Genomic DNA, 23,239 nt, shown 5'->3' with positions numbered 1-23,239 from the left:
CGGGTGTCTCCGGGCGGCGCGGTGGTGCTGGGAAATCCATGCCGATTCCATGATTGGCGTGAGGCGCCTTCCGGAGGGAATGCTCCGAGCCCATGGAACGCAGGCTCCTTGTCGTGGGTGTGATTGCAGGGCTCGTGCTGGGGGCGTGTGCCCCGCGCGGGGTGCGTCCGGTGAGTCCCCTGGGGAGCGAGTCCGACGTGCGGACGCGGCCGGGGAGGTACGTCGGCTACTCGGTGACGCTGAGCTTCTTGCAGACGGCTCGCCACCAGGGATACCTGGGCGATGTCGTGGTGATGGGCCTGGGCGAGGTGCCCCTGGTGACGACGTCACTGCGGCAGGGCGAGGTCGCGCTGGAGCGGCGGCTCGCGCCCGGCCTGAGCATCGAACATCCCGTGATGATGGAGTCCCAGCGACCCTCGGCGGCGCGACCCGGGCGGGTGCTATCGCGTGTCGAGGGCCTCGACTACGACTACCTGCGCGACCAGGGATGGTTGTTCGAGCACTGCGAGCCGGGGTTCGCGTGGCTGTGTGAGCCCGGCAACAGGGTGCTGGTGGCTCCCAGCTTCCAGGTGGTGGATGCGCTCGTCGCGTATCTGGGGCGCTGGATGCAGGAGGGGCATCGCAAGGGCGCCATCGTCATCCAGGTGTGGGCGCCACTGGGCACGGTCGACCAGGTGAAGACTCGCCTGGGCGCGCAGGACGGCTACACCGTCGCGTGGTGCAAGCCGGCGGAGCACCCGGGCCACCGTCTCCTCGTGCTCACGGGGCAGGGGACGCGGCTCTTCGCGCCGCTGGTCGCCGGTGAGCCCGAGGCCATCGAGCAGCGCGGCAACACCGGGGTGCTGATTGGCGCGCCCGGGACGGAGCGTGGGCTCACCACGGTGTCCCGGCCCGGCTGCCATGCGCCCTACGCGGCCTGGGTCGACGTCCACGGGTATGGACAGGTCGACGCGGCCATCGCGTGGTGGGGCCGCCGCCTGAAGGAGGGCGACCACGCGGGAGAGCTCCTGCTCCGGGTGTCGGGGCCCGAGCTGCTCCGCCTCGAGTGAGCGGGCTCAGCCCACGGTGGCGGAGGCGCGGCCGAGGCCCTCGGCCACGGAGGTGAAGGCATCGGCGGTGCGCACGCGCTCCTCGCCGAAGCGGCGCACGTAGAGCTGGCGCACGGCGGGAATCTGCGACGAGCCGCCGGTGAGGAACACCGCGTCGATGTGCTCGGCCTCCGGGTGGCGCGCGAGCAGACCTTGCGTGCACTGCTCCAGCTCGTCGAGCAGCGGCTGGCTGAAGGCGTCGAACTCGGCGCGGGTGATGAGCTCGTGGAGGTTGATGCGAGCCTCCTCGAAGTCGATGGTGGCGACGTCCTCGCGGGACAGGCGCACCTTGGCGGCTTCGATGGCGCGGAACAGGCGGTAGCCCAGGTTGTCGACCACCAGGTCGTGGAGGGCCTGGATTTCGGTCGGCTTGTCGCTGGTCTCCATCATCGTGTTGAGCAGCTCCTGGGTGGACTTCTCACGGATGAAGGACATCTCGTGCCAGGACATCAGCTTGGCCATGATGTGTTGCGGAATGGGCAGGCGCTTGTCGCTCAGGCCGCGCACCCGGTACGTGGAGCCGGCGCCGAAGCGGGGCAGGAGCTTGTGGCGCATGATTTCGGCGTCGAAGCGATCTCCGCCGATGCGCACGCCGGTGGAGCCGACGACGTCCGGGCGGCGGTCCTTGGCGCCCCGGCGTGAGGGGCCCAGGCGCATCAGGGTGAGGTCGGTGGTGCCGGCGCCGAAGTCGGCCACGAGGACGAGTTCGTCGCGGGTGAGCTGGGCCTCGTAGGCGAGCGCGGCGGCGATGGGCTCGATGAGGAACTCGATGTGCTGGAAGCCGGCGAGCTCGGCGGCGCGGTGCAGGCGCTTCTGGGCGAGCGCGTCCGCGTCCGGGTCCGGCGTGAACACGGCGGGGCGGCCGAGGACGACGGCCTCCGGGGGCGTGCCCATGTGGGCGCCGGCGGCCTCGCGCACGCGGCGCAGGAGGATGGCGACCAGGTCCTCGATGGTGAAGGTGCGGCCCTTGACCTGGGTGGCGCGGAAGGAGCTGGAGTGGAGGAAGGACTTCACGGACTGGATGAAGCGTCCGGTGTTGTCCTCGAGGTAGCGGTTGATGGCGTCGGCGCCCGTGTAGATTTCGCGCTCGTCGTCCGGGAAGAACATGACGGAGCGATAGAGCCGGGGCTCCGGGGTGTGGGGTTGCAGGGACAGCACCGTGCCATCAGGCAGGGCCGCCGCGGTGTTGCTGGTTCCGAAGTCGAGTCCGCAGGCGTGCATGGGGGTGCGCCCCTTATCCCCAAAGTCCCTGAAAGGGTAGGGCGTCGTGAGGTGGGCTGCCCGATGTAGGACGGCCGAGTGGGCGTCCGCCCGGAGAGGGCGTGGGTTGGGCGGAGTTCGATGACTTCCCATGTTCCTTGTTCGGGCAGTCACGACAGGAGGTTTCATGAAGCTCCGCGCGAAGTGGGCAATGGCCTCGGCCGCCGCGTTGCTCGTCACGGGATGTCGGTCGAAGTCGTCGCAGGCGGACGAGCAGCAACAGCAGGCCGCCCAGGCTCGCGAGGACGTCCAGCGAGAGCAACGCGAGCTGGACGAGGCGAAGGGCCGGGCCGGGCGAGAATCCGCCGAGGCCCAGCAGGCTGGTCAGCCGTCGGGCCAGGGCGCACAGGCAGGCACGGATGCACGGCAGCAGGCCGGACAGCAGGCGGCCGAGGCACAGCGTCAGGCCACGCAGGCGGGGCAGCAGGCCGATGTGGCTCGGCAACACGCCATGCAGGCTCAGGGCGCTCAGGCGGGGCAGAGGGGCGAGGCCGGGCCGCAGAGCGCGCAGGCAGTTCAGACGGGCGAGGCCGGGCCGCAGTCCGCACCGGCGGGACAGCAAGACGCAACCGCACAACAGCAGTCCGCGCAGGCGAGTCAGGTGGGCGAGGCACCGCAGCAGACCACACAGGCGGGTCAGCAAGGCGCGGATGCGCAGCAGCAGACCGCACAGGCGGGGCAGCAAGGTGCGGATGCGCAGCAGCAGACGGCACAGTCCCAGCAGGGCACGGGAGCCACGGGGACGCTGACGGACGACGCCAGCGACCTTGCGTCGGAACGCGAGGCGGAGCGGAAGGCCGAACTGCGCGCGGAGCATCAGGCGAGACAGTCCGGCACGGCGGCCAGTGGTTCGAGCGCGGAGACTTCATCGAGCCCGTCGGTCCCGTCCCAGTCCAACACGGAGCCTGGAATCGGAGGATCCTCCGTGGCGGGCGACTCCCAGTCATTGCCCTCCACCGATTCGAGCAGCTCCGCGCAGTCCTCGACACAAACCGCGCAACCCGTCGAGGAGGGACCCCAGCCCCTCTCACCCCTCGAGCAGCTCGATGCACGGCAGCAGCAGGAGCAGATCCTCGGCAAGACGGAGCCGCAGCCCAGCGCATCCACTTCGGACACGCAGCAGCCCGTGGCCACCGCGCCCTCCACCGATACGCAGACACAGCCTCAGACGGGAACCTCGACAGGAAGCACGGGGGCCCAGACACAGACCGGGACGGGCACGCAGCAAACCCAGCAGCCCGTGGTCATGCTCCCCGTTCCGCCCACGGGGACATGGCAGGGCGGCACGGCGTCATCCGCGGCCCAGTCCCAGCTCGGCGCGGAACAACTGTTCAACGGCGAGGTGGTGCGAGCCTCCGAGAGCGAGGTGCTGCTCAGCGAGAACGGCGAGCCCCAGCTCCGCGTGTCGGTGAGCCCCTCGACGTTGGTGATGGTGAACGGCATGCAGTCGGTCGCCGAGGACCTCCCGGAGGGAGCCCAGGTGCGCGCCGCGTACACCATGGACGAGACGGGCGAGGCCACGGCGACGCGCATCGAGGCCACCTCTCCGGGTGGGCCCACCGGCTCCACCACCCCACTCCAGGACACGCAACCCACACCGCAGCAGTAACCCCATCGCTCTGGTGACGGGGTGTCGAGAATCGCCACGTGATACGAGAGGCCTCCTCACATCCGAGGAGGTCTCATCATGAAGCAGCGTCTCGTCGTCATCCTGGGAGCACTGGGGTTGGGCGTGGTGATGGGCTGTGGTGGAGCCGTCGAGCAAGCCCCCGAGCCGACCGCCAGCGAGGCCGCGTCCCTGTGGGACGACCCGCAAGAACCCGCGCTCTGCAAGCAGGATGGGGAGTGCGGCTCCGGTGAGGACTGGGTGACATGCCCGGCGGACTGCGAGCCTCCACCGGACACGTGTGGGGACGGCGCTTGCCTCGGCGCGGAGACGCACCAGAGCTGCCCGGCGGACTGCGACGCTCCGGGTGACGGGTGTGGCGACGGCTATTGCATCGGCACGGAGACGCACCAGAGCTGTCCGTTGGACTGCGACGGCTGAGCATCGTCGGTCGGGCACCTATCGTCCGCCGGACAGTGGCAACGGTTCCCGCGCCCATACCGCTCGCACCTGCCCCTCCCCAACCTCCGCCAGCCTGGGTGGGAATCAGGGAGGGGACATGCACGGGGTGAGAGGGTGGATGGGCGCGCTGCTGGCGGGCGTGGTGGTGGTGATGGGCTGCATGAGTGAGTCGAGCGAGAGCCAGGTGCCGGGGCTCAGCGTGCGGACGGTGGAGCTCACGGACGCGCAAATCCTCCGGGCGATGCAGGTCGCGAACGAGAACGAGATTGCCTTCGGGGCGCTCGGGCAGTCCCGCGCGACGACCGCGTCGGTGCGAGCCTTCAGCGTGAAGATGGTCACCGAGCACACCGTGGCGCGCGAGGAGCTGGGCATGGTGGCCGTGGACCAGGAGCTCCGGCCCGCGGACAGCGAGCTGTCCTCCATGCTCATGGCGGAGGCCCAGCACATGATGGCGGAGCTGGACTCGCTGGAGGGGACGCGCTTGGACCTGGCGTTGATGGACGTGCAGCTCGCGCTCCATGCGCGCACGGCCATGCTGGTGGACTCCCTGCTGTTGCCCCAGTCGAGCAACGTGGCCTTGAGCCAGTTGCTCACGGCGCAGCGCAAGGCGGTGCAGGGGCATCTGGAGGAGGCCCTGTCCATCCAGAAGGCCGTCTTCGACGCCCCTGCGCCCTGAGCTACGAGAGGACCTGGAGCAGCCGCTTGGGGATGTCCTCGGCGTGCCAGCGCTGGAGCTCGCGGGCAATCTCGGCGGAGCGCTTCGCGCGGCCCTCGCGGATGAGGGGGAGCAGGGCGCGGGCCGCCTTGCGCTCCTGGGGCTTGCCGCCCGCGGCGAGCCGCTCGAAGACCTCCAGCCGGACGTCCGCGTCGTGCAGCTCGCCGAGTCCTTCCTGGAGCGGGACGAGCATCTCGGTCAGCGCGCCGAGGGTCCGTCGGAAGGCGGGCTGGAAGATTTCGAGCTCGTAGCGCAGCTTCTTCAATTCCTTGCGCAGCACATGGGCGGAGACGGCGTCGGGCGCGTCCATGTAGACCTTCATCCGCTTGTGCACGCGGCGCACGCGCCAGTGCAGGGGCTCCTTCACGCGGCGCCCGCCGAAGCGGTGGTCATCCTCCAGGCCATCCACTTTGCGCAGCATGCGAGGCAGGGTGCGAGCCGCCCAGCGCTTCAACTCCGAGCGCAGTCGCTTCTCCTTCGGCGCCAGTCCGGACAGCTGGGCCTTGCCCAGCGCGGCGATGCCCTTGCGCGTCTGCGGCTTCTCCCGGCGCGCCTTCTTCGCGACGTCCTCCAGCCACAGGGCCTGGACGTGGAGGTCCCGCACGTCGCCGAGCGCGTCCTGGAGGCGCTTCACCTCGTGCTCCAGCTTGGTGAGTCCACCCAGGGGGCGGAACACCTGGAGCGCGGCGCGGAGCCTGCGGGTGGCGACGCGCATGTCGTGGACGGCGTCGTCGTCGATGGTGCCGTTGAGCTTGGACTCCGGCTTGCGGACATCGGCGAGCCGTCCGGCGAGGATGCGGCGCGCGGCCTGTCCCAGTTCGCTGTCGGGGCCGAGGCCTCGGATGGGCGTGGGTTGAGCCATGGGGTCAGCCTTTCTTCGCGGGGTAGGTGCGAATCATCTGCTCGGCGGCCTCGGGGCCTTCCCAGCCGAGGACTCGGGCGTCCTTGTCGGCGAAGTGCACGACGGTGAGGAAGAAGTGCGCCAGCTCGTCGCGCTCGCGGTGGGAGATGTCCTGGTAGGTGCGCAGCTGTTCGGCGCGAGGCGCCTGGGTGGGGATGGCGAGGATGCGGTCATTGCGCTCGCGCTCACCGGGCTTGCCGTCCTTCTTCTTCTGGTCGACCAGGAGGACGCCGAGGGCGCGGCAGGGCAGCACGACGCCGGGCCAGGTGGAGTCGTCCCACAGGACCATGGCGTCGAGCGGATCTCCGTCCGGGCCGAGGGTGGAGGGGATGAAGCCCCAGTCGAAGGGGTAGCGCAGTCCCCGGGTGAGGGGGCGCGAGAGCGAGAAGGCCGAGAGCGCGGTGTCGTACTTGAGCTTCACCGTCGAGCCGCGAGGCGACTCGACGACGACGTGGAAGGCGCCCTGGGGCCCGCGCGTGGGCAGGCGGGAGAGGTCCGTCGTCATGGAAGGTGAAAGGTCGTGCCGGAGGTGCATCTCGGCAAGAGCCCATGTGGGCGACGTTACGGGTCGCCAACCTTCCGAGTGTCGAGAAGTCTACCGGGCCTGGGTGGGCTGGCCCTTCCAGAGGAAGCGGCCGACGTTCTGGAAGGAGGTGCCCCTCCACTTGAGGATGCGCTCGGGGAGGGCGGAGGGCTCGCGGGACTGGCGGAAGACGATTTCCGGGAGCCCGTCGCCATCGACGTCCTGGAGGGCGCCGACGGAGCAGGCGCTGGAGGTGCAGCCGTTCTTCCACTCCTCGGAGGTGAGGAGCTTGCGGTTGGGGACGTCGTAGACGCGCACGTAGGTGGTGGCGTTGCCGACGTCGTAGTGCTCCACGACGATGAGGCCCTTGCCGAGCTCATGCAGGCAGGTGGTGAGCTGCGAGATGCAGGGGGAGGCGTCGACGATGGTGGCGTCGGTCTTGCCGCAGCTCGACAGGGTGAGGCTCTTGATGGACTGGTTCTGGCCGCAGGCCTTCGAGCTGGCGCGGATGAGGGCGTCGTTCTTCTCGAGGAACCAGAGGGCGTCGGGTTGCCGGGAGAGGGTGCAGAGCCCCCAGGTGACGCGGCCGCTCCAGTCCTTGTCGCACGAGCGCTCGGGGGCCTTGTCGCGGGCGTCGTCGAAGTTCGGAATCAAGGAGGAGGGACGGGCCGTCTGGGCCTGGGCGAAGGAGGCCAGGAGCACGGCGAGGAGCAGCAGGGCGCGCATGCGGACATCCTGGGCGAGCGCGGGGCGGGAACTCAAGTGCCGGGTGGCTCCGTCGCTGGAGTGGAAGTGAAAAGATGTAGGGAGTCATATCTTGATTTGGTGACCTTTGAGGTTGTCTGTCTGGACTGTTATGTCGCGCCGGACCGCCCGAGGCATTTGGTGTCAGGGCTGGGGGGAAGACATGAAACTCCAGGGATTTATCGCCCTGCTCTTGCTCGGTGTCGGGTGTTCAGCGCCCCGTGTCGTGAACCTGAGGACCGGGCCTGGGGCCGCCATCGCCTACAGGCCGGTGGAGTCAGCGCCGGTCGAGATCGAAGAGGACGCCTTCAGGGAGGTGGTCTCCCGGCTCGTGCTCGACATGAAGCTGGATGTGGCGTTCAGGGAGAGTGAGGAGGAGGACCTCCGTCGCTCGTTGCTCGCGTCCTCGGGTGGCTTCGTGGATGGGGCGCAAGGACGCGCCGTTTCTCCGGAGTATGAGCGCATCTGCCAGCGGCAGGATGATCCTGGAAACTGCCTGGGAATGCTGGCGGGAGGGCTCGCGCTGGGGCCGATGGAGCGCAGGATGATGGCGCTCTACTTCGCGCTCGACACGGTCTGGGAGGGAGTGGAGGAGGCGCTCGATGACGTGGTGAACGCGGCAGCCTTGCGCGCGATGGTGACATCCCTGATTGGGACGGCGCTGGTGATGTTGGTGGCGCCGGAGCCCATCACGAAGCTCGTCGCGGTGGCGCTGACAGCGTCGTTGATTGCGTATTTGGGGACCGGGCCGGTGTGGAATCTCGGGCAGGGGTTCCTGCGGCTCATGGACGAGTCGAAGGCGGCGGCGAACTTCGCGGACCTCGAGCGGGCGGGGCACCGCTTCGGCAAGCTCCTCGGGGACAACGGCGCGCGGGTCCTGGTGGTCGTCGCGTTGTCCGCGCTGGGTGGAAGGGGCGCGATGGCCGCGCAGGGGCCGAGGCTGCCGGGCTTCGCTCTCGCGGCGACACGGGCGCAGATGGAGGGTGGCTTCCTCCTCACGGGGGCTTTGGTCGGCGAGGTGCAGGCCATCTCGGTGGCTTCCGCCGGAGTGTTGAACGTGACGCTCGCGCCGACGGCGGTCGCCGCCGTGGCGATGGGGCCGGGCGCCTCCGCGCAGACTGGAGGCGTCATCCAGGGTGACCCGGAGGGCAACGTCCACCATATCTGCACTGACAAGAACGAGATCTCCGAGGTAGCCGGTGGCCCATGGACGCCGATCTTCCAGGCGTTCTTCGAACGAGCGAACATGAGCCTGAATGACACCGCGAACCTCGTACGAATCCAGGGGCATAAAGGCCCGCACCCTGCTGAGTATCATCAGGAGGTGCTCCGCAGGCTCACGGATGCCATGCAGGGCTGTCGAGGGCCCGCGAAGTGTCGTGTCGCGCTTGTCGACGAGCTGGCGAAGATTGCGCGGGACCTGACGACCCCTGGTAGTTGGCTCCGGAAGCTGGTGTTGAAGGACATCGAGGGATGACACATGGGGCGCCGCTTCTTTGATTTGAAGATCGACGTATACGTGCCCGGCCGTTGGTACCTGTCGGACCCTCAGAATCCCGCCGGAGACGAGATGGAGGACATCTGGCAGTTCATCCAGGGCAAGCCGGTCGAGTTGACCGAGCGATTGTGCATCCCGCTCGATCAAGCGGGGGCTTCACTGGACTTCACGACCGCGGGGGCAGGGCAGGCGCCAATTGTCAGCGACCGCGTCGCGTCACTGTTCCGCCAGATGGCCCCCGAGGATGTTCAGCTCTTCCCCGTGGACGTTGAAGGAGAAACTGGGTCCTTCTTCCTGCTCAACGTGGCTCGAAAGATTCGGTGCATCGATGATGCCGCATGTGCGGAGGTCCAGATTCGTACCGCGGACGAGTACACGGAGCGGGTCGGGGAGTACCGTTCAGTGTCCAGGTTGCGAATCGACAAGACGAAGGTTGGCGACGCGCGCGTGTTCCGGACCTGGGGATGGCACGCTCCCATCATCGTCGATGAGGACATCAAGGACGCGCTGGAGGCCAATGGCATCTTCGGCGGCAGATTCGACGAGGTCTGAGGGATGAAGATCCAGGTGGCGCTGGAGCTGCTACTGGAGAGAGAGTTTCGGGGCCAGGATGAATGGTGCCTTGCGTCCTGGAGAGGGAGACTGCTGTGCTGAGCACGGAGTGGATCGAGTCAGCGGGTGGGCCCCTTGTTGTCATCCCGCGCTCTGTCATCGCTGAGTGGAAAGGGACTCCTGCCGACTATGAAGAAGCCTGCGGGGTAGCGGACTATCTGGGCTTGCTCTGTCGTGAGTGGGGGGACGTACTGGTTCTCGGAGATGAGCCTCTGCGAACAGCGGTTGTTGCTCGCCCGGAGGGTCCGGTGATTGTGCGCTGGATGTTCGCTCCTTCGGCAGAGCAACTAGTGGACGTGGCACTCAATGCGAAGCTTGATGAGTTGAGTGCGGTTGAAACACACTGTGTTGGGCTGTGTGATGAAGTTTATAGTGTGTTTGATAGTGGCGCCGATGGCTCAGGCGCTGTGACGGTGGAGTTTATTCCGCCGCGCGGAGTTTCTTTGGTTAGGACTTATGTGGTCAGGGATGATGTGAAGGAGGTTGGGATGATTCTTCATTGCTTTTGGCGCTGATTGCCTGTGGCCTATGGCCTCGTGTGGCTGTCGTCGCTGCTTCGGCGCATCGGCTCGAAAATCATTGCCTAGGTCCGACGGCTTGCTGAAGGCGATGTCTGATGGCGCGTCCTGTCGCCCCGCATCGCTCAGTCCCGCACGTCGCCCCCCAGCAGCCAGACCAGCAGCGTGATGGCGAGGCCAAGTCCCGAGCAGGCGAGGCCCGCGATGGGCATCCAGCGCAGTCTCGCGAGCTCGGGCGTCTTCGCCACGCGGCTCATCATCACGAGGTTCATGACCACCGCGCCCCCCTGCAGGATGAAGCAGAAGGGGAGCAGTGACATCACGCCCAGGACGAAGCCCGTGATGACCGTCGACTTGCTGGTGCTCTCCTCCCCCGGCACGACGCGCGAGCGCAAGTCCCAGCACGGCGGACACATGGGCCGTGCCTCCGGCCGCACCCGGCGCTCACACGCCGGGCACATGAACGTGCCACAGCGCAGGCACACCCAGCTCGCCCCGGCCTCCGGATGCGCCGCACAGCTCGCCCCCTCCGGCGGTGCCTCCACGCTCATGCCGAGCGCACCTCACGCGCTGGCATCGCCCTCGAGGCCTGTCCCGCCTGGAGATGCCTCAGGATGGCGGACGCCGCCTCATTGCTGGGAAGCTGCAACGTGACGTTCCGGTCGTCGATGCGCAACACCTGCGGCACCTTCCCCTTCACCGCCACGAAGTACGCCACCACGGGGATGAGCACGGCCACCAGGACAGCCACCATCAGGTAGCCCCCTGTCCGCGTGTTCCCCGCGAAGGTGGCGATGGAGCCGAACAACACGGCGATGGTCCCCAGGAACGACAACCCGAAGACGACCTTCGCGCGCTTCCACTGCGCCCAGCCCTCCTCGCTGAACGGCAACGTCCCCTGCGCCCTCTTCGTCAGCAGCATCGCCACCAGCAGCACGATGAGCGCCGCGAACGGCACGAAGATGAGCAGCCAGCGCGGGTACCACGAGAACTTCACCGGCTGGAACGTGATGCCTTCCGTCTGCCCGGTGATGACGCACACCCGGGGCAAATCGAACTCACTGAGCTCGTTCTTGGGAATGACGACCTGACGCATGGCCGTCTTTCTAATCCACCGCTTCCCTCGAACACCAGCCAACCCCTCAAGAGCTGCAGCTCACCACCAGGTGCCGACCCCAGGCAGGCGGCGCCACCGTGTACTCCTCGTACTCCGGGCGCTGGGTGAACGGATCCGCCAGTGCGGACAGCAACCGGACCACCTCCGAGGAGTCCCCCTGCCGCGCCCGGTCGATGGCCGCCTGCGCCATCCAATTGCGCAGCACGTACCGCGGATTCACCCGCTCCATCCGGACCCTGCGCTCCTCGTCCACGCTCCCCTCCGCCACCAGCCGCGCCCGGTAGCGCTCCGCCCACGCTTCGAACGGCACGCGGTCCGCGAACATCACCCCCGCCTCCTCCACCCGCCCGAGCGCTCGGAAGAAGCGCGTGTAGTCCACCGCCGCCTCGGCCATCACCGAGAACAAATCCCCCACGAGCCCCCGGTCCTCCTCGCGTGCCTCCCGCAGCCCCAGCTTCTCGCGCATCAAGGACAGGAACTGCGCGCTGAACGTCGGCTCGAACGTGGCCAGCGCCGCGCGGGCCTCGTCCTCGGTCATCAGCGTCAACAGCGCCTCACCCAGGCACGCCAGGTTCCACATCGCGATGCGCGGCTGCTGGTCGAACGCATACCGGCCCCGGTGGTCCGAGTGGTTGCAGATGAACCCCGGCTCGAAGTCATCCAGGAACCCAAAGGGCCCATAGTCCAGCGTGAGCCCCAGGATGGACATGTTGTCCGTGTTCATCACCCCGTGCGCGAAGCCCACCGCCTGCCATCGCGCCACCAACCGCGCCGTGCGCTCCACCACCTCCGCGTAGAAGCGCGCATACCGCCCCTCCACCCCGGACAGGTGCGGGAAGTGCCCGTCGATGACGTGGTCCGCCAGCCGCGCCACCTGCTCGGGCTGCTCGGTGTAATGGAAGTACTCGAACGTCCCGAACCGCACGTGCGAGGGCGCCATCCGCACAATCATCGCGCCGGTCTCCACCTCCTCGCGGTACACCGACTCATCCCCGCCAATCAGACACAACGTCCGCGTGGTCGGGATTCCCAATCCGTGCATCGCCTCGCCGCACAGGTACTCGCGGATGGACGAGCGCAGCACCGCGCGCCCATCCCCGCTGCGTGAGAACGGCGTCGGGCCTCCGCCCTTCAGGTGCAAATCCCACTTCGCCCCATCCGCCGTGCGCACCTCGCCCAGGAGAATCGCGCGCCCGTCCCCCAGCCGCGGCACGTACACGCCGAACTGATGCCCCGCGTACACCATCGCGAAGGGCTCCATGCCCGGCAGCGGCCTGCCACCGCCGAAGGCCTCGACGAACTCCGGCCGCCGCGCCTCCTCCGGCTCCAACCCCAACAGCCGCATCGCCGAGGGGTTCACGCTCAACAGCCGGGCGTCCGGGAAGGCGCGGGGCGCCACCCTCGCTCCAAATCCAGACGGCAGGCGGGCGTACGTGTTGTCGAAGACGAGTTGTTCGAGCGTGGGCATGACGGAGGACAACATGCGGGGACGCGGCCGTCGTCCGGCCGCATCCCAGGAGGACGACTCAGGGAATCTTCATGCCGCGCTGCACGGCGGGGCGGCTGCCCACGCGCGCGAGCCACTGCGGCACGCGCGTCAGGCCCGCGAACAGCTCCGGGAAGTAGCTCTGCATGCCCGCCACCCACGGATACAGCGAGATGTCCGCGATGGAGTACGCCCCCGCGACGTGGTCACCCTTGCCGAGCTGCCCGTCGAGCACCTTGAGCAGCCGCTTCGACTCCTGCGTGTACCGGTCGATGGCGTAGGGAATCTTCGAGGAGTGGAAGCGCGCGAAGTGGTTGAGCTGCCCGAACATGGGCCCCACGCCGCCCATCTGGAACATCAGCCACTGCGTCACCTGCGCCTTGCCGCGCAGGTCCGAGGGCATCAGCTTCCCCGTCTTCTCCGCCAGGTACAGCAGGATGGCGCCCGACTCGAAGACCGTGATGGGCTGACCACCCGGCCCCTGCGCGTCGACGATGGCCGGAATCTTGTTGTTGGGATTGACGGCCAGGAACTCGGGCTTGAACTGCTCGCCCTTGGAGATGTCCACCGACTTCGCGGTGTAGGTCAGCCCCAGCTCCTCCAGGGCGATGGAGACCTTGCGCCCGTTGGGCGTGGCGAACGTGTACAGGTCAATCATGGTGTGGTGACTCCCGTGAGCCGCGCGCTTTCGCGCCAGAGTTGCTCTGCGAGGGCGTCGTCCCGCGCGGCCGCGGACGGCTTCCTCTTCTTGCGTCGAACGAAGTACTTCCCGGAGACCTTCTCCACGTCGGGCGAGGTGGCCAGGTAGATGGACGTCCTGGCGCCCCCTGCCGGCGACAAGAAGAACGGCCCGCCCAGCTTCACGATCCACTTGAAGAAGCCCAGCGTGTTGTGCCCGAAGCCCGAGCGCACCACGCCCGGGTGCACCGCGTTCGTCGTCACGGCCGTGCCCTCCAGCCGCTTCGCCAGCGCGTGGGTGAACAGGACGTTGGCCAGCTTCGACGTGGCGTAGACGCGGAAGCCGTCATAGCGGCGCTCGCTCTGCAGGTCGTCGAAGTCCAGCTTGCCGATGTAGTGCACGTCCGACGACAGGTTGATGACCCGCGCGGCGCCGCTGGCCTTGAGCGTGTCCAACAGGAGGTTCGTGAGCAGGAAGGGCGCCAGGTGGTTCGTGGCGAGCGTCGCCTCCAGCCCATCCACCGTCACCTGCCGGCGGTCGATGATGAGCCCCGCGTTGTTCACCAGCACATCCAGCCGCGAGTAGCGCGAGAGGAACACCTTCGCCAGCGCGCGCACGGCGGACAGCGAGCTCAGGTCCGCGAGGATGAAGTCGACCCGGGCGTCCGGCGCCGCCGCCTTCACGGCGTCCACGGCGGCCTGGGTGCGAGTGGCGTCCCGGCCCACGAGCACCACGGTGGCGCCCAAGCGGGCCAGGGCCTTCGAGGTCTCCAGGCCGATACCGCCGGTGGCCCCGGTGATGAGGCACACCTTCCCGTCCATCCGTGTCTCGGCGCTCATGTGACGTCCCCAGGATTTCGAGGACGCCTTCTATATGCCGACGCGGGCCCGGACGCTCGTGGAAGCGCCGGGCCCGTGTGGAAGGGACGACCCTTGTCGTGGCCTCAGGCGTTGGAGGGGCGCGAGGGCTCGGTGCCCGCGTCCCGGCCACCCTTGCCAGGGCGCGTGCCCGGGCGAGCGCCGCCGTTGAGGTGGCTCTCCAGGAACCACATGTCCAGCTCCACGTCGCCCAGCACCTGGGTCAGCAGGTCCACGGTGATGGGCTCCTCCAGCTCATCGCAGCGCTGGATGCCGCCGCGGATGGAGGCCGCGTAGCGGGCGAAGCGGTCCACCAGGGCCTTCAGGTGGTCCTCGCTCTCCACCGCCTTGAGGTCGTACTCGGGCAGCTCGCTGTTCTTGGCGGCCAGGCGGATGGTGCCCTCGGCGTAGCCGCCCAGGGTGCCGGCGCGCTCGGCGAACTCGTCGGCCTGCTTGCGCGCGTGCTTGGCCAGGTCGTCGAACAGCAGGTGGCGGCTGTAGAAGTGTGTGCCCCGGATGTTCCAGTGCGCTTGTTTGATCTGCCAGTGCAGGTCGATGGAGTCGGCCAGCAGCGTGTTGAGCAGGTCGATGATCTCCTCACGCTTCTCACTGGCGACATTCACATGGCTGGGAAAGTTCATGGTGTGGCGCTCCCTCCAGAAAGCTTTCCGAAGAGTGGGGATGACCTCCCACATGCGCCATGGCGGCCCATCACGCCCGCAGAGCGGCCGGCCAACCGGGCGGTCTCCCCGACGACACGTGGCGGCCAGCCCCGGCGTGAGCAGCGCGAGGCAGGCTCCACTCCGAGGGGTTTCCCCGGAAGACAGGCCTGCTCCTAGGGGCTCCGACGACGTGGCTCGAAGCCTCCTTCGCCACGGGAGGGGCCGGGTGGGGGCTCGGGGACGGACATTTCGGGCGGCGAAGTGCTTCATCTCGGGGCGCACTGGAGGCAGACTTCAGGTGTGTCCCGGCGCTCTTCGTGGTCCATCGCGGTCGTCCTGTCGCTGCTCCTGCACGCGGCGCTGTTCGTGGCGCTGTCGCGCATGAGCGGGCCTGTGCCCGCGAAGCGGACGACGGTGACGGAGATGGACATCGTCTACGTACCGCTCAAGGCGCCGCCGGTGGCCCCGCCCGCTCCGGCGCCGAGCCCCGCCGCGCCGCAGGCCCCCAAGCCCTCGCGCAAGCCGGAGCGCCCGCCGTCGGACCTGGCGAAGGCGCCCGCCACGCCGCCGTCCTCCCCTTCGACGGAGCCCCCGCAGGTCGCGCAGGCACCGGGGGGCGGGAAGCAGGAGGACACACCGCAGGCCGACGAGCTGCCCGCGGATGCTCCCCGTGCGCGCGGGCCGGCGATTTCGCTGATGCCCAAGGGCTGGGTGGGCGGAATGCCGGTGGGCCCGTCGCAGTCCGGGCGGACGCTGCGCAACAACGGTGACGCGGGGCCGGACCCGAGCGTGATTGCGCGCGAGCAGGCGGAGGAGGCCCAGGCGCGCGTGGATGGCTGGGCGGCGGACGTGGCGGCCTCGGCGCGCGCCGAGAGCGGCGCGGTGAACCCGTACTTCACGAACCTCCAGGACCGGTTCGCCAAGAAGCTGGTGAACCCGCCGTCGCCGGACCTGAAGGTGCTGGGCTCGCGGATGAAGCGCGAGCAGGTGGAGGCCACCGAGCGCTACGGGAAGACGGGGACGCCCTCCGTGGCGCAGAAGCGCGACCGTCGTCTCGAGGAGCGCAACCGCATGCAGGCCGCGGTGGAGGCGGGGCGCGCGGCGCCCATGTTCATGGTGGACATCACCGAGCCGATTCTCGCGCTCGCCGCGGTGGTGGAGGTGCGGCAGACGCGCGAGGGTGAGCTGGTGGACCTCCGGGTGCTGGAGGGCTCCGGCGACCCGAAGTTCGACGCGTGGGCCGTCGCGCACCTGAAAGAGGCGCTGGCCAGCGCGGACTCGCCGCCGGAGTCGGGCCATGGGCTCCGCTCGGATGGGCTGCGCAGTCGCTGGCGCCTGGAGGAGTACGTGGGCAACCCGCGCGTGAAGGTCATCCTCATCGGCGTGTACTGAAGGGCTCAGCGCTCCGCGTACACGGGTTGGCCCTGGGGCGCCGTGCCCTCGGTGGCGTAGCCCTCCTTCACCCAGTACTCGATTCCCCCCAGCATCTCCTTCACGCGGAAGCCGAGCGCGGCCAGCTTCGCGGCTGCGCGCGTGGAGCCGTTGCAGCCCGGGCCCCAGCAGTAGGTGACGATGACGTCGTCCTTGCTCAAGCGGGCGGTGGTGGTCTCGGAGAGGGTGCGCGTGGGGAGGTTCAGCGCGCCTGGGATGTGGCGCTGGGCGTAGGCGTCCGGCGAGCGGGTGTCCACGACGACGAAGCCCTTCTTGCCGCGCTCCAGGTCCAGGTGCACGTCGGCGGCGTCGGTCTCCACGGAGAGCTTCGCGAGGAAGTGGCGACGGGCCTCCTCGGGTGACGCGGCGGGGACTTCGAGGACGAACGAGAAGGGAGTGGTCATGCGAGGGGCTCCTGGCCGGTGGGCCGTGATGCCCGGAACAGTGCGCTCCAAGTGGCCCATGGGAAAGCACCACTTCGATGCCCCGGAGTGGACCATTTCGCGGGGCCCGGTTACGTGAGGGGGCATGTCGAAGCGCTCCCAAGGCGTGCCGCTGTCCTTCCTGATGCTGGACCCGAGTCGGGGGACAGGCCCGCTGCATCGGCGCCTCTACGAGCGGCTGCGCGAGGCCATCCTCTCGGGCACGCTGGCGCCCCGGAGCCGGCTGCCCTCCACGCGCACGCTCTCCCGGGAGCTGGGGCTCTCGCGTGGGACGGTGGAGGAGGCCTTCGCGCAGCTCGACGCGGAGGGACTCCTGGAGCGGCGCGTGGGCTCGGGGAGCACCGTCGCGCTGCCGGAGCATTCACGCGCGCCGCGAAGCACCCGTGTGCGCGGCGGCGCGTCGTCGGCCCGGGGCGCTGGACTCTCCCGCCGGGGACGGCGGATGGCGAGCGACGTGCTCCCACCCGAGGCACGGGACGTGCGTCCCTTCACGCCGTGCCTCCCCGCGTTGGAGCTGTTTCCGGCGAAGGCGTGGGCGCGCGCCGTCGCGAGGCAGGCGAGGGCGTTGGTGCCGGAGCGGATGCTCTCCGGGGAGCCCGAGGGTTTTCGTCCCCTGCGCGAGGCCATCGCGGCACACCTGGGGCCCGCGCGTGGCGTGCGCTGTGATTGGCGTCAGGTGCTGGTCTTCTCCAGCACGCAGCAGGCGTTGGATTTGACGGCGCGGCTGCTCCTGGATGAGGGCGATGGCGTGTGGCTGGAGGAGCCGGGCTACCTGGGCGCGCGCGTGGCGTTCGACGCGGCGGGCGCGCGGCTGCATCCGGTGCCGGTGGACGCACAGGGGCTCCAGGTGGACACAGGCAGGGCGCGGGCGCCGAGGGCGCGGCTGGTGTACGTCACGCCCTCGCATCAGTACCCGCTGGGCGTGACGATGAGCCTGCCGAGGCGACTGGCCTTGCTGGAGCATGCGCGGGCCTCTGGGATGTGGGTGCTCGAGGACGACTACGACAGCGAGTTCCGCTACGCGACGCGGCCGGTGGCGGCCATGCAGGGCATGGACGCGGCGGGGCGGGTGCTCTATGCGGGGACGTTCAACAAGGTGATGTTCCCGTCGCTGCGGCTCGCGTTCCTCGTGGTGCCCGACTCACTCGTGGATGCGTTCGCCTCCGCGCGAGCGTCGACGGAGGGGCATGCGCCCGTGCTGACGCAGGCGGCGATGGCGGACTTCATGGAGGCGGGCCACTACGTCGCGCATCTGAGGCAGATGCGGCAGGTCTACGCGGAGCGGCGTGACGCGCTGCTGGATGCCTGGCGGCGTGAGGGACACCCCGCGCTAAGGCTGGGAGAGGCCGAGGCGGGCATGCACGTCACGGCCTTCCTGTCGGGACGGCGCGATGCGCAGCCACGAATGGAGGAACGGCGGCTGGGCGCGCGTCGACTGTCGCCGCTCTATCTGGGACGGGCGCGTGAGCAGGGCTGGGTGCTGGGCTTCTCGGGAGCGAGCCCCGCCGGGCTTCGTGGGGCGGTCCGGGAGTTGTCGCGGCTGCTCGAGTGAATCCTCAGGCGAGAGAGGGCTCGGGGGGCGCTACCAGTACACCAACTCGGTGGGGTGGTCGCAGTCATCACAGGCCCGGGTGGTGCGCACCGCGAAGCGGGGCTGTTGACTGGCGGAACGCAGCATGTTGCCGCAGACGTTGCAATAGACGAAGTAGCAGCGGGTACAGATGTGCCAGTGCCCCCAAGGACCCGAGGGGAACGCGCCATGGTCGCGGCTGCAGGCGTGACACTGAATCGTCGCTGTCGCGACGCGGGGCGCGCGCAGCAGCGCGGGAGGGTTGAGCGTGGGCTCGGTGTCGTAGCGAGTGAACCGCGCCGTCTCTTGCTTGAGCTGGCTCACGTCCGAGATGCGCGGGTCAGGGCGTAGCTCCAGGACGAGGTTGGGCCAGCCGCGCATGTACTCAGGACAGTGGGTCGTGTCCTCGACGTCGATGACCAGCCGGTCGACGTCGGCCAGCTTGGAGCCCTCAGGCACCGTGTCCGTGAGCACCGCTTGCAGGAAGGTGCCGTAGGTGTTGTCCGAATCGCGGAGGGCCTTGCCGTGGACGTCTGGGAGGAAGCTCGACAGCGTGGTCTCCAGCGACAACGGAGAGGTGTTGTGGCGGTAGGTCCTGACCGCATCGAGCACGCTCATGTAGACAGCGTCGGGACTCTCCATCTGGGACCCCAACCAGCCCTGGCTGGCTGTGTCCAGATGGGCTCGGGCCCTGCGAAGGTTGAATCGAGGGAGGAGGCAGAAGCGATTCTTGCTCACCATCTGGTATTTCTTCTCGACGTTCTCCGCGGCCAGCCGATGGAAGAGGAAATAGAGAAAGCCAATCAGGGCTGGCTCCTTCTTTCCGAGGGAGGCGGCGTCGGGATTGTTCTCGAGGAAGTGGGTCAGCATCAGCTGGCCGACGAGTTCGGGCGCCTGTTTTTCGACCTCGCACCAGCCGAGTAACTCTTCGAAGGGCCCCCCGGGTGAACGCTGGACGAGTTCTCCCAACGTGGAGAGGTTCGTCGAGAAGCTGATCTGCAGGCTCTCTGACGGACCCGTTCCGTTGACGTGCAGGGTCTCGCCAAGTCTTTGCACCAGCGACTGGAGGCCATTGGGCTTGGCCTTGCTGAAGTTCTTTGGGAGGTGGAGGTCCTGCTTCAGGGACTGCTGGAGCTTCGTGTGGCGCGCGAGGCTGCTCTCTTCGAGCAACTGCCAGTCCTTGGCGACGCCCACGTTGAGCGCGTCCAGCGTCTCTTTCATCGGCGCTCCGCTGGGTTTGCTTTGGAGGAAGCCGTCCAGCTTGTTCCGGATGCGTTTGACGGCGTCGATCATCTCCTCCCATTCCCGCTCCCGATAGGGGTCCCGGGCGGGGGCGGTCACGAGCTCCAACAAGGAAGGTCCATCGCGGCCCGCGTACTCGATGACGCCCGCGATGCTTCGATTCCGGGAACGGAAGAGCGGCAGTCCCTTGAACCCGTCATACCGGAGTGGCTCACACTTGCCCTTGCCGGCCATGTCGGCCTTGACGGTGACGTGGGGGAGTTCGAGCTCGAAACCCAATGACAAGGCGCACCTCCTGGGCGAATCCAAGACACTACTTCGCCTGGGAACGCCCTCGATCAGGGGAACCCCTTATCCGGGGGCGGATGGCCGTGAGCCATTGCTGCTCTCTACGAGGCAGGCTCATTCCATATTCATGGGCGCCAGTCCCGCGGCCACCGGCCTCAGCGCGACGCATCCTCGAAGATGAAGTCGGTGATGCTCTTCCAGGTGGCCTCGAACTGGGGCCGCCGGAAGCCGGAGCCGGAGATGAGCCAGTCCACGTGCGGCGGCTGGTGCGCGGGCTGGTCGAAGTGGCCGATGGCATCCAGGTGGTCCGCGCGCACCGCCGCGAGCACGCGTCCGTACACCTGTGAGCGCGTGGGGACGATGCCATCACACGCCGTGGGTCCCGGCATCGCGCCATACGCCTGCACCAGCGCCGCCGTCTGCGCGGGCGAGTGCAGTGGCAGCGCCGTCAGCGGCATGCGCTGCGTCTGGCCGTACACGAACGCGTAGATGGTGTGCGTGAGCTGCGCGTACGGGTCCAGGCCCGCGGACACGCGCGTGCGCAGCGACGGCGGCCGGGCCTGCGTCACCACCGAGCCATAGCGCACGCCCGGCCGGTCCACGGTGCTCGCGTTGAACAGGTCGATGCCCTCCGGCGTGAGCTGCGGAATCAGCGACGTGTCGTTGCCCACGTCGCTCAGGAACTTCGACACCGCGTCGCGCCGCTCGGAGGAGAAGTCCCCCAAGAGCTGGTCATAGAGCTGGTCCAGCAGCGTCTGCTTCCAGCCGAGCTGGTCATCCGCGCGCGCCATCAGGTGCCCGAAGCGGAACACCACCCGCAGCGGCAGCCGGCCGAAGCGCAGCACGTACACCGTGAACAGCGACAACAGCTTCAACAGCCGCTGGCCGAACAACCCCAGGAAGAACGACGCCAGCGGCGTGCCCGCGTGCGGCGTGGACACCGTCACCACCGAGCGCACCCGGCGCGCGAACGGCTCCAGCTCCAGCCCCTCCGCCAGCTGCGCCCCGGGGCTCGTGAACAGCCGCGCGTCCAGCCCGCCCGTCGAGTGCCCCACCAGATGGATGGGCCCGTCGTCCCCGCTCGCCGTCTCCTGCACCACCTTGAGCAGGTCCGCGGTGCGCGTGCGGATGGACGCCGTCGGATGGGACAGGACGATGGTGACCTCCGAGTCCGTCATGCCCCGCCGGGCCAGCTCCGCCTTCAAGTAGTCGAGCGCGTGTCCGAAGTAGACGAGCTCGCCCAGATTGATGAACCCGAAAAAACCGGGGACGAGATAGATGTGGTGCTTCGCGGCCATTGCCTCCACCATACCTGACGCGCCGCGTGGTTCCCCTCGGGAATGCTGCCGCCGAGCAGGCGTTGTGCGGCGCCTTTCTCACTCGACTTCCAGAAGGATGAACACCCGTGGACCGTGCATTGCTCGCACTTGGCCTGCTCCTGTCGCTGCCCGCCGTGGCGGACGAGGGCATGTGGACCTACGACGCCTTCCCCGTGGAGACGGTGAAGAAGGCCCATGGTTTCACGCCGACCCAGGCATGGCTGGACAAGGTCCGGCTCGGCTCGGTGCGTCTGGCGGGCGGCTGCTCCGCCAGCTTCGTGTCCCCGGAGGGGTTGGTGATGACCAACCACCACTGCATCCGCGGATGTATCGAGGATTTGTCCTCACCCAAGGAGGACCTGCTGGCCAAGGGCTTCCAGGCCCGCACGCCCGCCGAGGAGCGGCGCTGCCCCAAGGTGGAGGCCAACCAGCTGGTGAAGATGACGGACGTCACCGAGCGGATGAACACCGCGACGAAGGGCCTGTCCGGCGCGGCCTTCAACACCGCGCTCAAGAAGGAGATGTCCGCGGTGGAGTCCGCGTGCGCCACGTCCACGGACGTGCGCTGTGACGTGGTGACGCTGTTCAACGGCGGCAAGTATCATCTCTACGAGTACCGCCGCTTCCAGGACGTGCGCCTGGTGTTCGCGCCGGAGTTCTCCATGGCGGCGTTCGGCGGGGACCCGGACAACTTCAACTTCCCGCGCTTCGGCTACGACGTGGCCTTCCTGCGCGTGTGGAAGGACGACGCGGCGGCGAAGAGCCCGGACTACCTGCCGTGGGCGAAGACGGGCGCGAAGGATGGGGACCTGGTCTTCGTCTCCGGCCACCCCGGCGGCACCGAGCGCAAGGCGAGCATCGCGGAGCTGGAGTTCCAGCGCGACGTGAATCTGCCCTACACGCTGCTGATGCTCGCGGAGGTGCGCGGCAAGCTGAAGGAGTATTCGAGCACGTCGCCGGAGCGCTTCCGCACCACGCGCTCCCGGCTGCGCGGCGTGGAGAACGGGCTCAAGGCCCTGCGCGGTCGGCTGCAGGCGCTCGCGGACCCGTCGGTGCTCGCGAAGAAGCGCGAGGACGAGGCGGAGCTGCGCCGGCGCGTGGAGGCCCATCCGCAAGTCAGGGCCGCCACGGCGGGGGCGTGGGAGGAGACGGCGAAGGCGCTCGACGTGTACCGCCGCATGCTGCCCGAGTACCGCATGAAGGAGGCCGGGGACGCGTACGGCTCGGAGCTGTTCGGCATCGCCCGGCAGCTGGTGCGGCTGTCGGAGGAGCAGGGCAAGCCGAACCCGGAGCGGCTGCGCGAGTACACGGACGCGCAGCTGCCCTCGCTGCGTCAGCAGCTGCTCCGGAGCGCGCCCATCGCGCTGGAGCTGGACGAGTCGATGCTCGCCTTCGGCCTGGGCCGGCTGCGGGAGACCCTGGGCGCGGATGATCCGTTCGTGCGCGAGGTGCTCGGCACGGAGTCCCCCGAGGGGCTGGCCCGCGCGCTGGTGCGCGGCACGAAGCTGGGCGACGTGAAGACGCGCAAGGCGCTGCTCGAGGGGGGCAAGGCCGCGGTGGACGCGTCCAAGGACCCGATGGTGCTGTTCGCGCGCAAGGTGGACGGCCCGGCGCGCGAGGTGCGCAAGCGCTACGAGGACACGGTGGAGGCGGTGCTCAAGCGCAACGGGGAGCGGCTGGCCAAGGCGCACCTCGCCGTCTACGGCACCTCGGGCTACCCCGACGCCACCTTCACCCTGCGCCTCAACCCCGGTCAGGTGAAGGGCTGGGAGGAGAATGGCCGCCCGGTGGCGTCGCTGACGACGTTCGGCGGGGCCTACGCGCGCCACACCGGCAAGGAGCCCTTCAAGCTGCCCGACACGTGGATGAAGGCCCAGGGCAAGGTGCCCGACGCCACCCCCCTGGACATGGCCACCACCAACGACATCATCGGCGGCAACTCCGGCTCGCCCGTCGTGGACCGGGACGGGCGCGTGGTGGGGCTCATCTTCGACGGCAACCTGCACTCGCTCGGCGGGCGCTACGCCTATGTCCCGGAGACGAACCGGGCCGTGGCGGTGCACGGAGACGGCATCCTCGCCGCCCTGGAGCACGTCTACGGCGCCGCCCGCGTGGTGCGCGAGCTGAAGGCCGCCAGCGACGTGGAGGCCCCACCCGCGAGGTAGGTTGGATTCAGGACGCTTCGCCGAAGCTTCCTCAAGCTGTGAGAAGTCGATAC

Annotated in this window: 23 protein-coding genes; 10 read left to right on the top strand and 13 right to left on the bottom strand. The window is 68.7% G+C overall.

Translation table 11 applies throughout. The annotated features are described in order from the left end of the window. Positions 1-92: 92 nt before the first annotated feature. Positions 93-1,049 carry a hypothetical protein gene (locus LXT21_RS08485; protein ID WP_254037577.1) on the top strand — a complete coding sequence of 319 codons (957 nt, stop codon included), beginning with the start codon at positions 93-95 and terminating at the stop codon, positions 1,047-1,049. Between the two features lie 6 nt (positions 1,050-1,055). On the opposite strand, the gene LXT21_RS08480 is transcribed toward LXT21_RS08485, so the two are convergent. After that, a complete protein-coding gene (locus LXT21_RS08480) occupies positions 1,056-2,309 on the bottom strand; it encodes an Hsp70 family protein (protein ID WP_254037576.1) in 1,254 nt (417 codons plus the stop codon). A gap of 166 nt (positions 2,310-2,475) precedes the next feature. Between LXT21_RS08480 and LXT21_RS08475 the strand changes: the two genes are divergently transcribed. From LXT21_RS08475 to LXT21_RS08465, 3 genes are all read left to right on the top strand, one after another. Continuing rightward, entirely contained in the window at positions 2,476-3,957 is a 1,482-nt protein-coding gene (locus LXT21_RS08475; protein WP_254037575.1) for a hypothetical protein, read from the top strand. A gap of 78 nt (positions 3,958-4,035) precedes the next feature. Beyond that, entirely contained in the window at positions 4,036-4,395 is a 360-nt protein-coding gene (locus tag LXT21_RS08470) for a tenascin-X (protein WP_254037574.1), read from the top strand. Positions 4,396-4,513: 118 nt separating this feature from the next. Then, positions 4,514-5,092 carry a DUF4142 domain-containing protein gene (locus LXT21_RS08465; protein ID WP_254037573.1) on the top strand — a complete coding sequence of 193 codons (579 nt, stop codon included), beginning with the start codon at positions 4,514-4,516 and terminating at the stop codon, positions 5,090-5,092. A gap of 1 nt (position 5,093) precedes the next feature. Here LXT21_RS08465 and LXT21_RS08460 read toward each other — a convergent pair whose 3' ends face one another. The 3 genes from LXT21_RS08460 to LXT21_RS08450 form a co-directional block, all read right to left on the bottom strand. Then, the gene (locus tag LXT21_RS08460; RefSeq protein ID WP_254037572.1) at positions 5,094-5,993 is read right to left on the bottom strand and encodes a CHAD domain-containing protein; all 900 of its coding nucleotides are present in this window, start codon (positions 5,991-5,993) and stop codon (positions 5,094-5,096) included. Between the two features lie 4 nt (positions 5,994-5,997). Continuing rightward, positions 5,998-6,537: an inorganic diphosphatase gene (locus tag LXT21_RS08455; protein WP_254037571.1), complete on the bottom strand. Its 540-nt coding sequence runs from the start codon at positions 6,535-6,537 to the stop codon at positions 5,998-6,000. 90 nt (positions 6,538-6,627) lie between these two features. After that, a complete protein-coding gene (locus LXT21_RS08450) occupies positions 6,628-7,281 on the bottom strand; it encodes a hypothetical protein (protein ID WP_254037570.1) in 654 nt (217 codons plus the stop codon). A gap of 181 nt (positions 7,282-7,462) precedes the next feature. Here LXT21_RS08450 and LXT21_RS08445 point away from each other — a divergent pair, with 181 nt between their 5' ends. The 3 genes from LXT21_RS08445 (at position 7,463) to LXT21_RS08435 (ending at position 9,924) form a co-directional block, all read left to right on the top strand. Beyond that, positions 7,463-8,776, top strand: a complete 1,314-nt coding sequence (locus LXT21_RS08445) for an AHH domain-containing protein (RefSeq protein WP_254037569.1) — start codon at positions 7,463-7,465, stop codon at positions 8,774-8,776. 3 nt (positions 8,777-8,779) lie between these two features. Further along, positions 8,780-9,349, top strand: coding sequence for an imm11 family protein (locus tag LXT21_RS08440; RefSeq protein WP_254037568.1), 570 nt, complete (start codon positions 8,780-8,782; stop codon positions 9,347-9,349). A 62-nt stretch (positions 9,350-9,411) separates the two neighbouring features. Then, positions 9,412-9,924, top strand: a complete 513-nt coding sequence (locus LXT21_RS08435; RefSeq protein WP_254037567.1) for an Imm21 family immunity protein — start codon at positions 9,412-9,414, stop codon at positions 9,922-9,924. 128 nt (positions 9,925-10,052) lie between these two features. Here the strand turns inward: LXT21_RS08435 and LXT21_RS08430 are convergent, their stop codons facing one another. The 6 genes from LXT21_RS08430 to dps all read right to left on the bottom strand — a co-directional run bounded on the left by LXT21_RS08430 (position 10,053) and on the right by dps (position 14,707). Beyond that, positions 10,053-10,478: a hypothetical protein gene (locus LXT21_RS08430; protein WP_254037566.1), complete on the bottom strand. Its 426-nt coding sequence runs from the start codon at positions 10,476-10,478 to the stop codon at positions 10,053-10,055. Next, the gene (locus tag LXT21_RS08425) at positions 10,475-11,023 is read right to left on the bottom strand and encodes a hypothetical protein (RefSeq protein WP_254037565.1); all 549 of its coding nucleotides are present in this window, start codon (positions 11,021-11,023) and stop codon (positions 10,475-10,477) included. Before LXT21_RS08425 ends, LXT21_RS08430 begins: the two co-directional genes overlap by 4 nt. Before the next feature lie 46 nt (positions 11,024-11,069). Beyond that, entirely contained in the window at positions 11,070-12,512 is a 1,443-nt protein-coding gene (locus LXT21_RS08420) for a protein adenylyltransferase SelO (protein ID WP_254037778.1), read from the bottom strand. Between the two features lie 58 nt (positions 12,513-12,570). Then, entirely contained in the window at positions 12,571-13,188 is a 618-nt protein-coding gene (locus LXT21_RS08415; protein WP_254037564.1) for a glutathione S-transferase family protein, read from the bottom strand. Next, positions 13,185-14,048, bottom strand: a complete 864-nt coding sequence (locus LXT21_RS08410; protein WP_254037563.1) for an SDR family oxidoreductase — start codon at positions 14,046-14,048, stop codon at positions 13,185-13,187. The genes LXT21_RS08415 and LXT21_RS08410 overlap by 4 nt, the downstream gene beginning before the upstream one ends. 104 nt (positions 14,049-14,152) lie before the next feature. Continuing rightward, entirely contained in the window at positions 14,153-14,707 is a 555-nt protein-coding gene (gene dps / locus LXT21_RS08405; protein WP_254037562.1) for a DNA starvation/stationary phase protection protein Dps, read from the bottom strand. 321 nt (positions 14,708-15,028) lie between these two features. Here dps and LXT21_RS08400 point away from each other — a divergent pair, with 321 nt between their 5' ends. Beyond that, positions 15,029-16,120, top strand: coding sequence for a TonB C-terminal domain-containing protein (locus LXT21_RS08400; protein WP_254037561.1), 1,092 nt, complete (start codon positions 15,029-15,031; stop codon positions 16,118-16,120). A 5-nt stretch (positions 16,121-16,125) separates the two neighbouring features. Here the strand turns inward: LXT21_RS08400 and LXT21_RS08395 are convergent, their stop codons facing one another. Then, complete coding sequence (locus tag LXT21_RS08395; protein WP_074949113.1) at positions 16,126-16,563, bottom strand: rhodanese-like domain-containing protein; 438 nt, start codon at positions 16,561-16,563, stop codon at positions 16,126-16,128. Positions 16,564-16,687: 124 nt separating this feature from the next. Here LXT21_RS08395 and pdxR point away from each other — a divergent pair, with 124 nt between their 5' ends. Next, the gene (pdxR, locus tag LXT21_RS08390) at positions 16,688-18,154 is read left to right on the top strand and encodes a MocR-like pyridoxine biosynthesis transcription factor PdxR (protein ID WP_254037560.1); all 1,467 of its coding nucleotides are present in this window, start codon (positions 16,688-16,690) and stop codon (positions 18,152-18,154) included. Between the two features lie 30 nt (positions 18,155-18,184). On the opposite strand, the gene LXT21_RS08385 is transcribed toward pdxR, so the two are convergent. Both LXT21_RS08385 and LXT21_RS08380 read right to left on the bottom strand, forming a co-directional pair. Beyond that, positions 18,185-19,699: a hypothetical protein gene (locus LXT21_RS08385; protein ID WP_254037559.1), complete on the bottom strand. Its 1,515-nt coding sequence runs from the start codon at positions 19,697-19,699 to the stop codon at positions 18,185-18,187. 158 nt (positions 19,700-19,857) lie between these two features. After that, positions 19,858-21,000: an esterase/lipase family protein gene (locus tag LXT21_RS08380; protein ID WP_254037558.1), complete on the bottom strand. Its 1,143-nt coding sequence runs from the start codon at positions 20,998-21,000 to the stop codon at positions 19,858-19,860. A 107-nt stretch (positions 21,001-21,107) separates the two neighbouring features. On the opposite strand from LXT21_RS08380, the gene LXT21_RS08375 reads away from it, so the two are divergent. Beyond that, positions 21,108-23,186 (top strand): S46 family peptidase, encoded by a 2,079-nt coding sequence (locus LXT21_RS08375; RefSeq protein ID WP_254037557.1) that lies wholly within the window; start codon positions 21,108-21,110, stop codon positions 23,184-23,186. The last annotated feature ends 53 nt before the right edge of the window (positions 23,187-23,239 follow it).

This window comes from Myxococcus guangdongensis (assembly GCF_024198255.1).
GTDB lineage: Bacteria > Myxococcota > Myxococcia > Myxococcales > Myxococcaceae > Myxococcus > Myxococcus guangdongensis.
The sequence above is the reverse complement of the archived record's forward strand: the minus strand, read 5'-3'. Positions and strand labels throughout refer to the sequence as shown.

Coding starts and splice junctions, on each gene's coding strand:
- LXT21_RS08380 (WP_254037558.1), bottom strand. CDS start 21,000: ATGGCCGCGAAGCACCACATCTATCTCGTCCCCGGTTTTTTCGGGTTC.
- LXT21_RS08450 (WP_254037570.1), bottom strand. CDS start 7,281: ATGCGCGCCCTGCTGCTCCTCGCCGTGCTCCTGGCCTCCTTCGCCCAG.
- LXT21_RS08440 (WP_254037568.1), top strand. CDS start 8,780: ATGGGGCGCCGCTTCTTTGATTTGAAGATCGACGTATACGTGCCCGGC.
- LXT21_RS08410 (WP_254037563.1), bottom strand. CDS start 14,048: ATGAGCGCCGAGACACGGATGGACGGGAAGGTGTGCCTCATCACCGGG.
- LXT21_RS08485 (WP_254037577.1), top strand. CDS start 93: ATGGAACGCAGGCTCCTTGTCGTGGGTGTGATTGCAGGGCTCGTGCTG.
- LXT21_RS08425 (WP_254037565.1), bottom strand. CDS start 11,023: ATGCGTCAGGTCGTCATTCCCAAGAACGAGCTCAGTGAGTTCGATTTG.
- LXT21_RS08420 (WP_254037778.1), bottom strand. CDS start 12,512: ATGCCCACGCTCGAACAACTCGTCTTCGACAACACGTACGCCCGCCTG.
- LXT21_RS08475 (WP_254037575.1), top strand. CDS start 2,476: ATGAAGCTCCGCGCGAAGTGGGCAATGGCCTCGGCCGCCGCGTTGCTC.
- dps (WP_254037562.1), bottom strand. CDS start 14,707: ATGAACTTTCCCAGCCATGTGAATGTCGCCAGTGAGAAGCGTGAGGAG.
- LXT21_RS08470 (WP_254037574.1), top strand. CDS start 4,036: ATGAAGCAGCGTCTCGTCGTCATCCTGGGAGCACTGGGGTTGGGCGTG.
- LXT21_RS08395 (WP_074949113.1), bottom strand. CDS start 16,563: ATGACCACTCCCTTCTCGTTCGTCCTCGAAGTCCCCGCCGCGTCACCC.
- LXT21_RS08480 (WP_254037576.1), bottom strand. CDS start 2,309: ATGCACGCCTGCGGACTCGACTTCGGAACCAGCAACACCGCGGCGGCC.
- LXT21_RS08465 (WP_254037573.1), top strand. CDS start 4,514: ATGCACGGGGTGAGAGGGTGGATGGGCGCGCTGCTGGCGGGCGTGGTG.
- LXT21_RS08460 (WP_254037572.1), bottom strand. CDS start 5,993: ATGGCTCAACCCACGCCCATCCGAGGCCTCGGCCCCGACAGCGAACTG.
- LXT21_RS08430 (WP_254037566.1), bottom strand. CDS start 10,478: ATGAGCGTGGAGGCACCGCCGGAGGGGGCGAGCTGTGCGGCGCATCCG.
- LXT21_RS08455 (WP_254037571.1), bottom strand. CDS start 6,537: ATGACGACGGACCTCTCCCGCCTGCCCACGCGCGGGCCCCAGGGCGCC.
- LXT21_RS08445 (WP_254037569.1), top strand. CDS start 7,463: ATGAAACTCCAGGGATTTATCGCCCTGCTCTTGCTCGGTGTCGGGTGT.
- pdxR (WP_254037560.1), top strand. CDS start 16,688: ATGTCGAAGCGCTCCCAAGGCGTGCCGCTGTCCTTCCTGATGCTGGAC.
- LXT21_RS08435 (WP_254037567.1), top strand. CDS start 9,412: ATGGTGCCTTGCGTCCTGGAGAGGGAGACTGCTGTGCTGAGCACGGAG.
- LXT21_RS08415 (WP_254037564.1), bottom strand. CDS start 13,188: ATGATTGACCTGTACACGTTCGCCACGCCCAACGGGCGCAAGGTCTCC.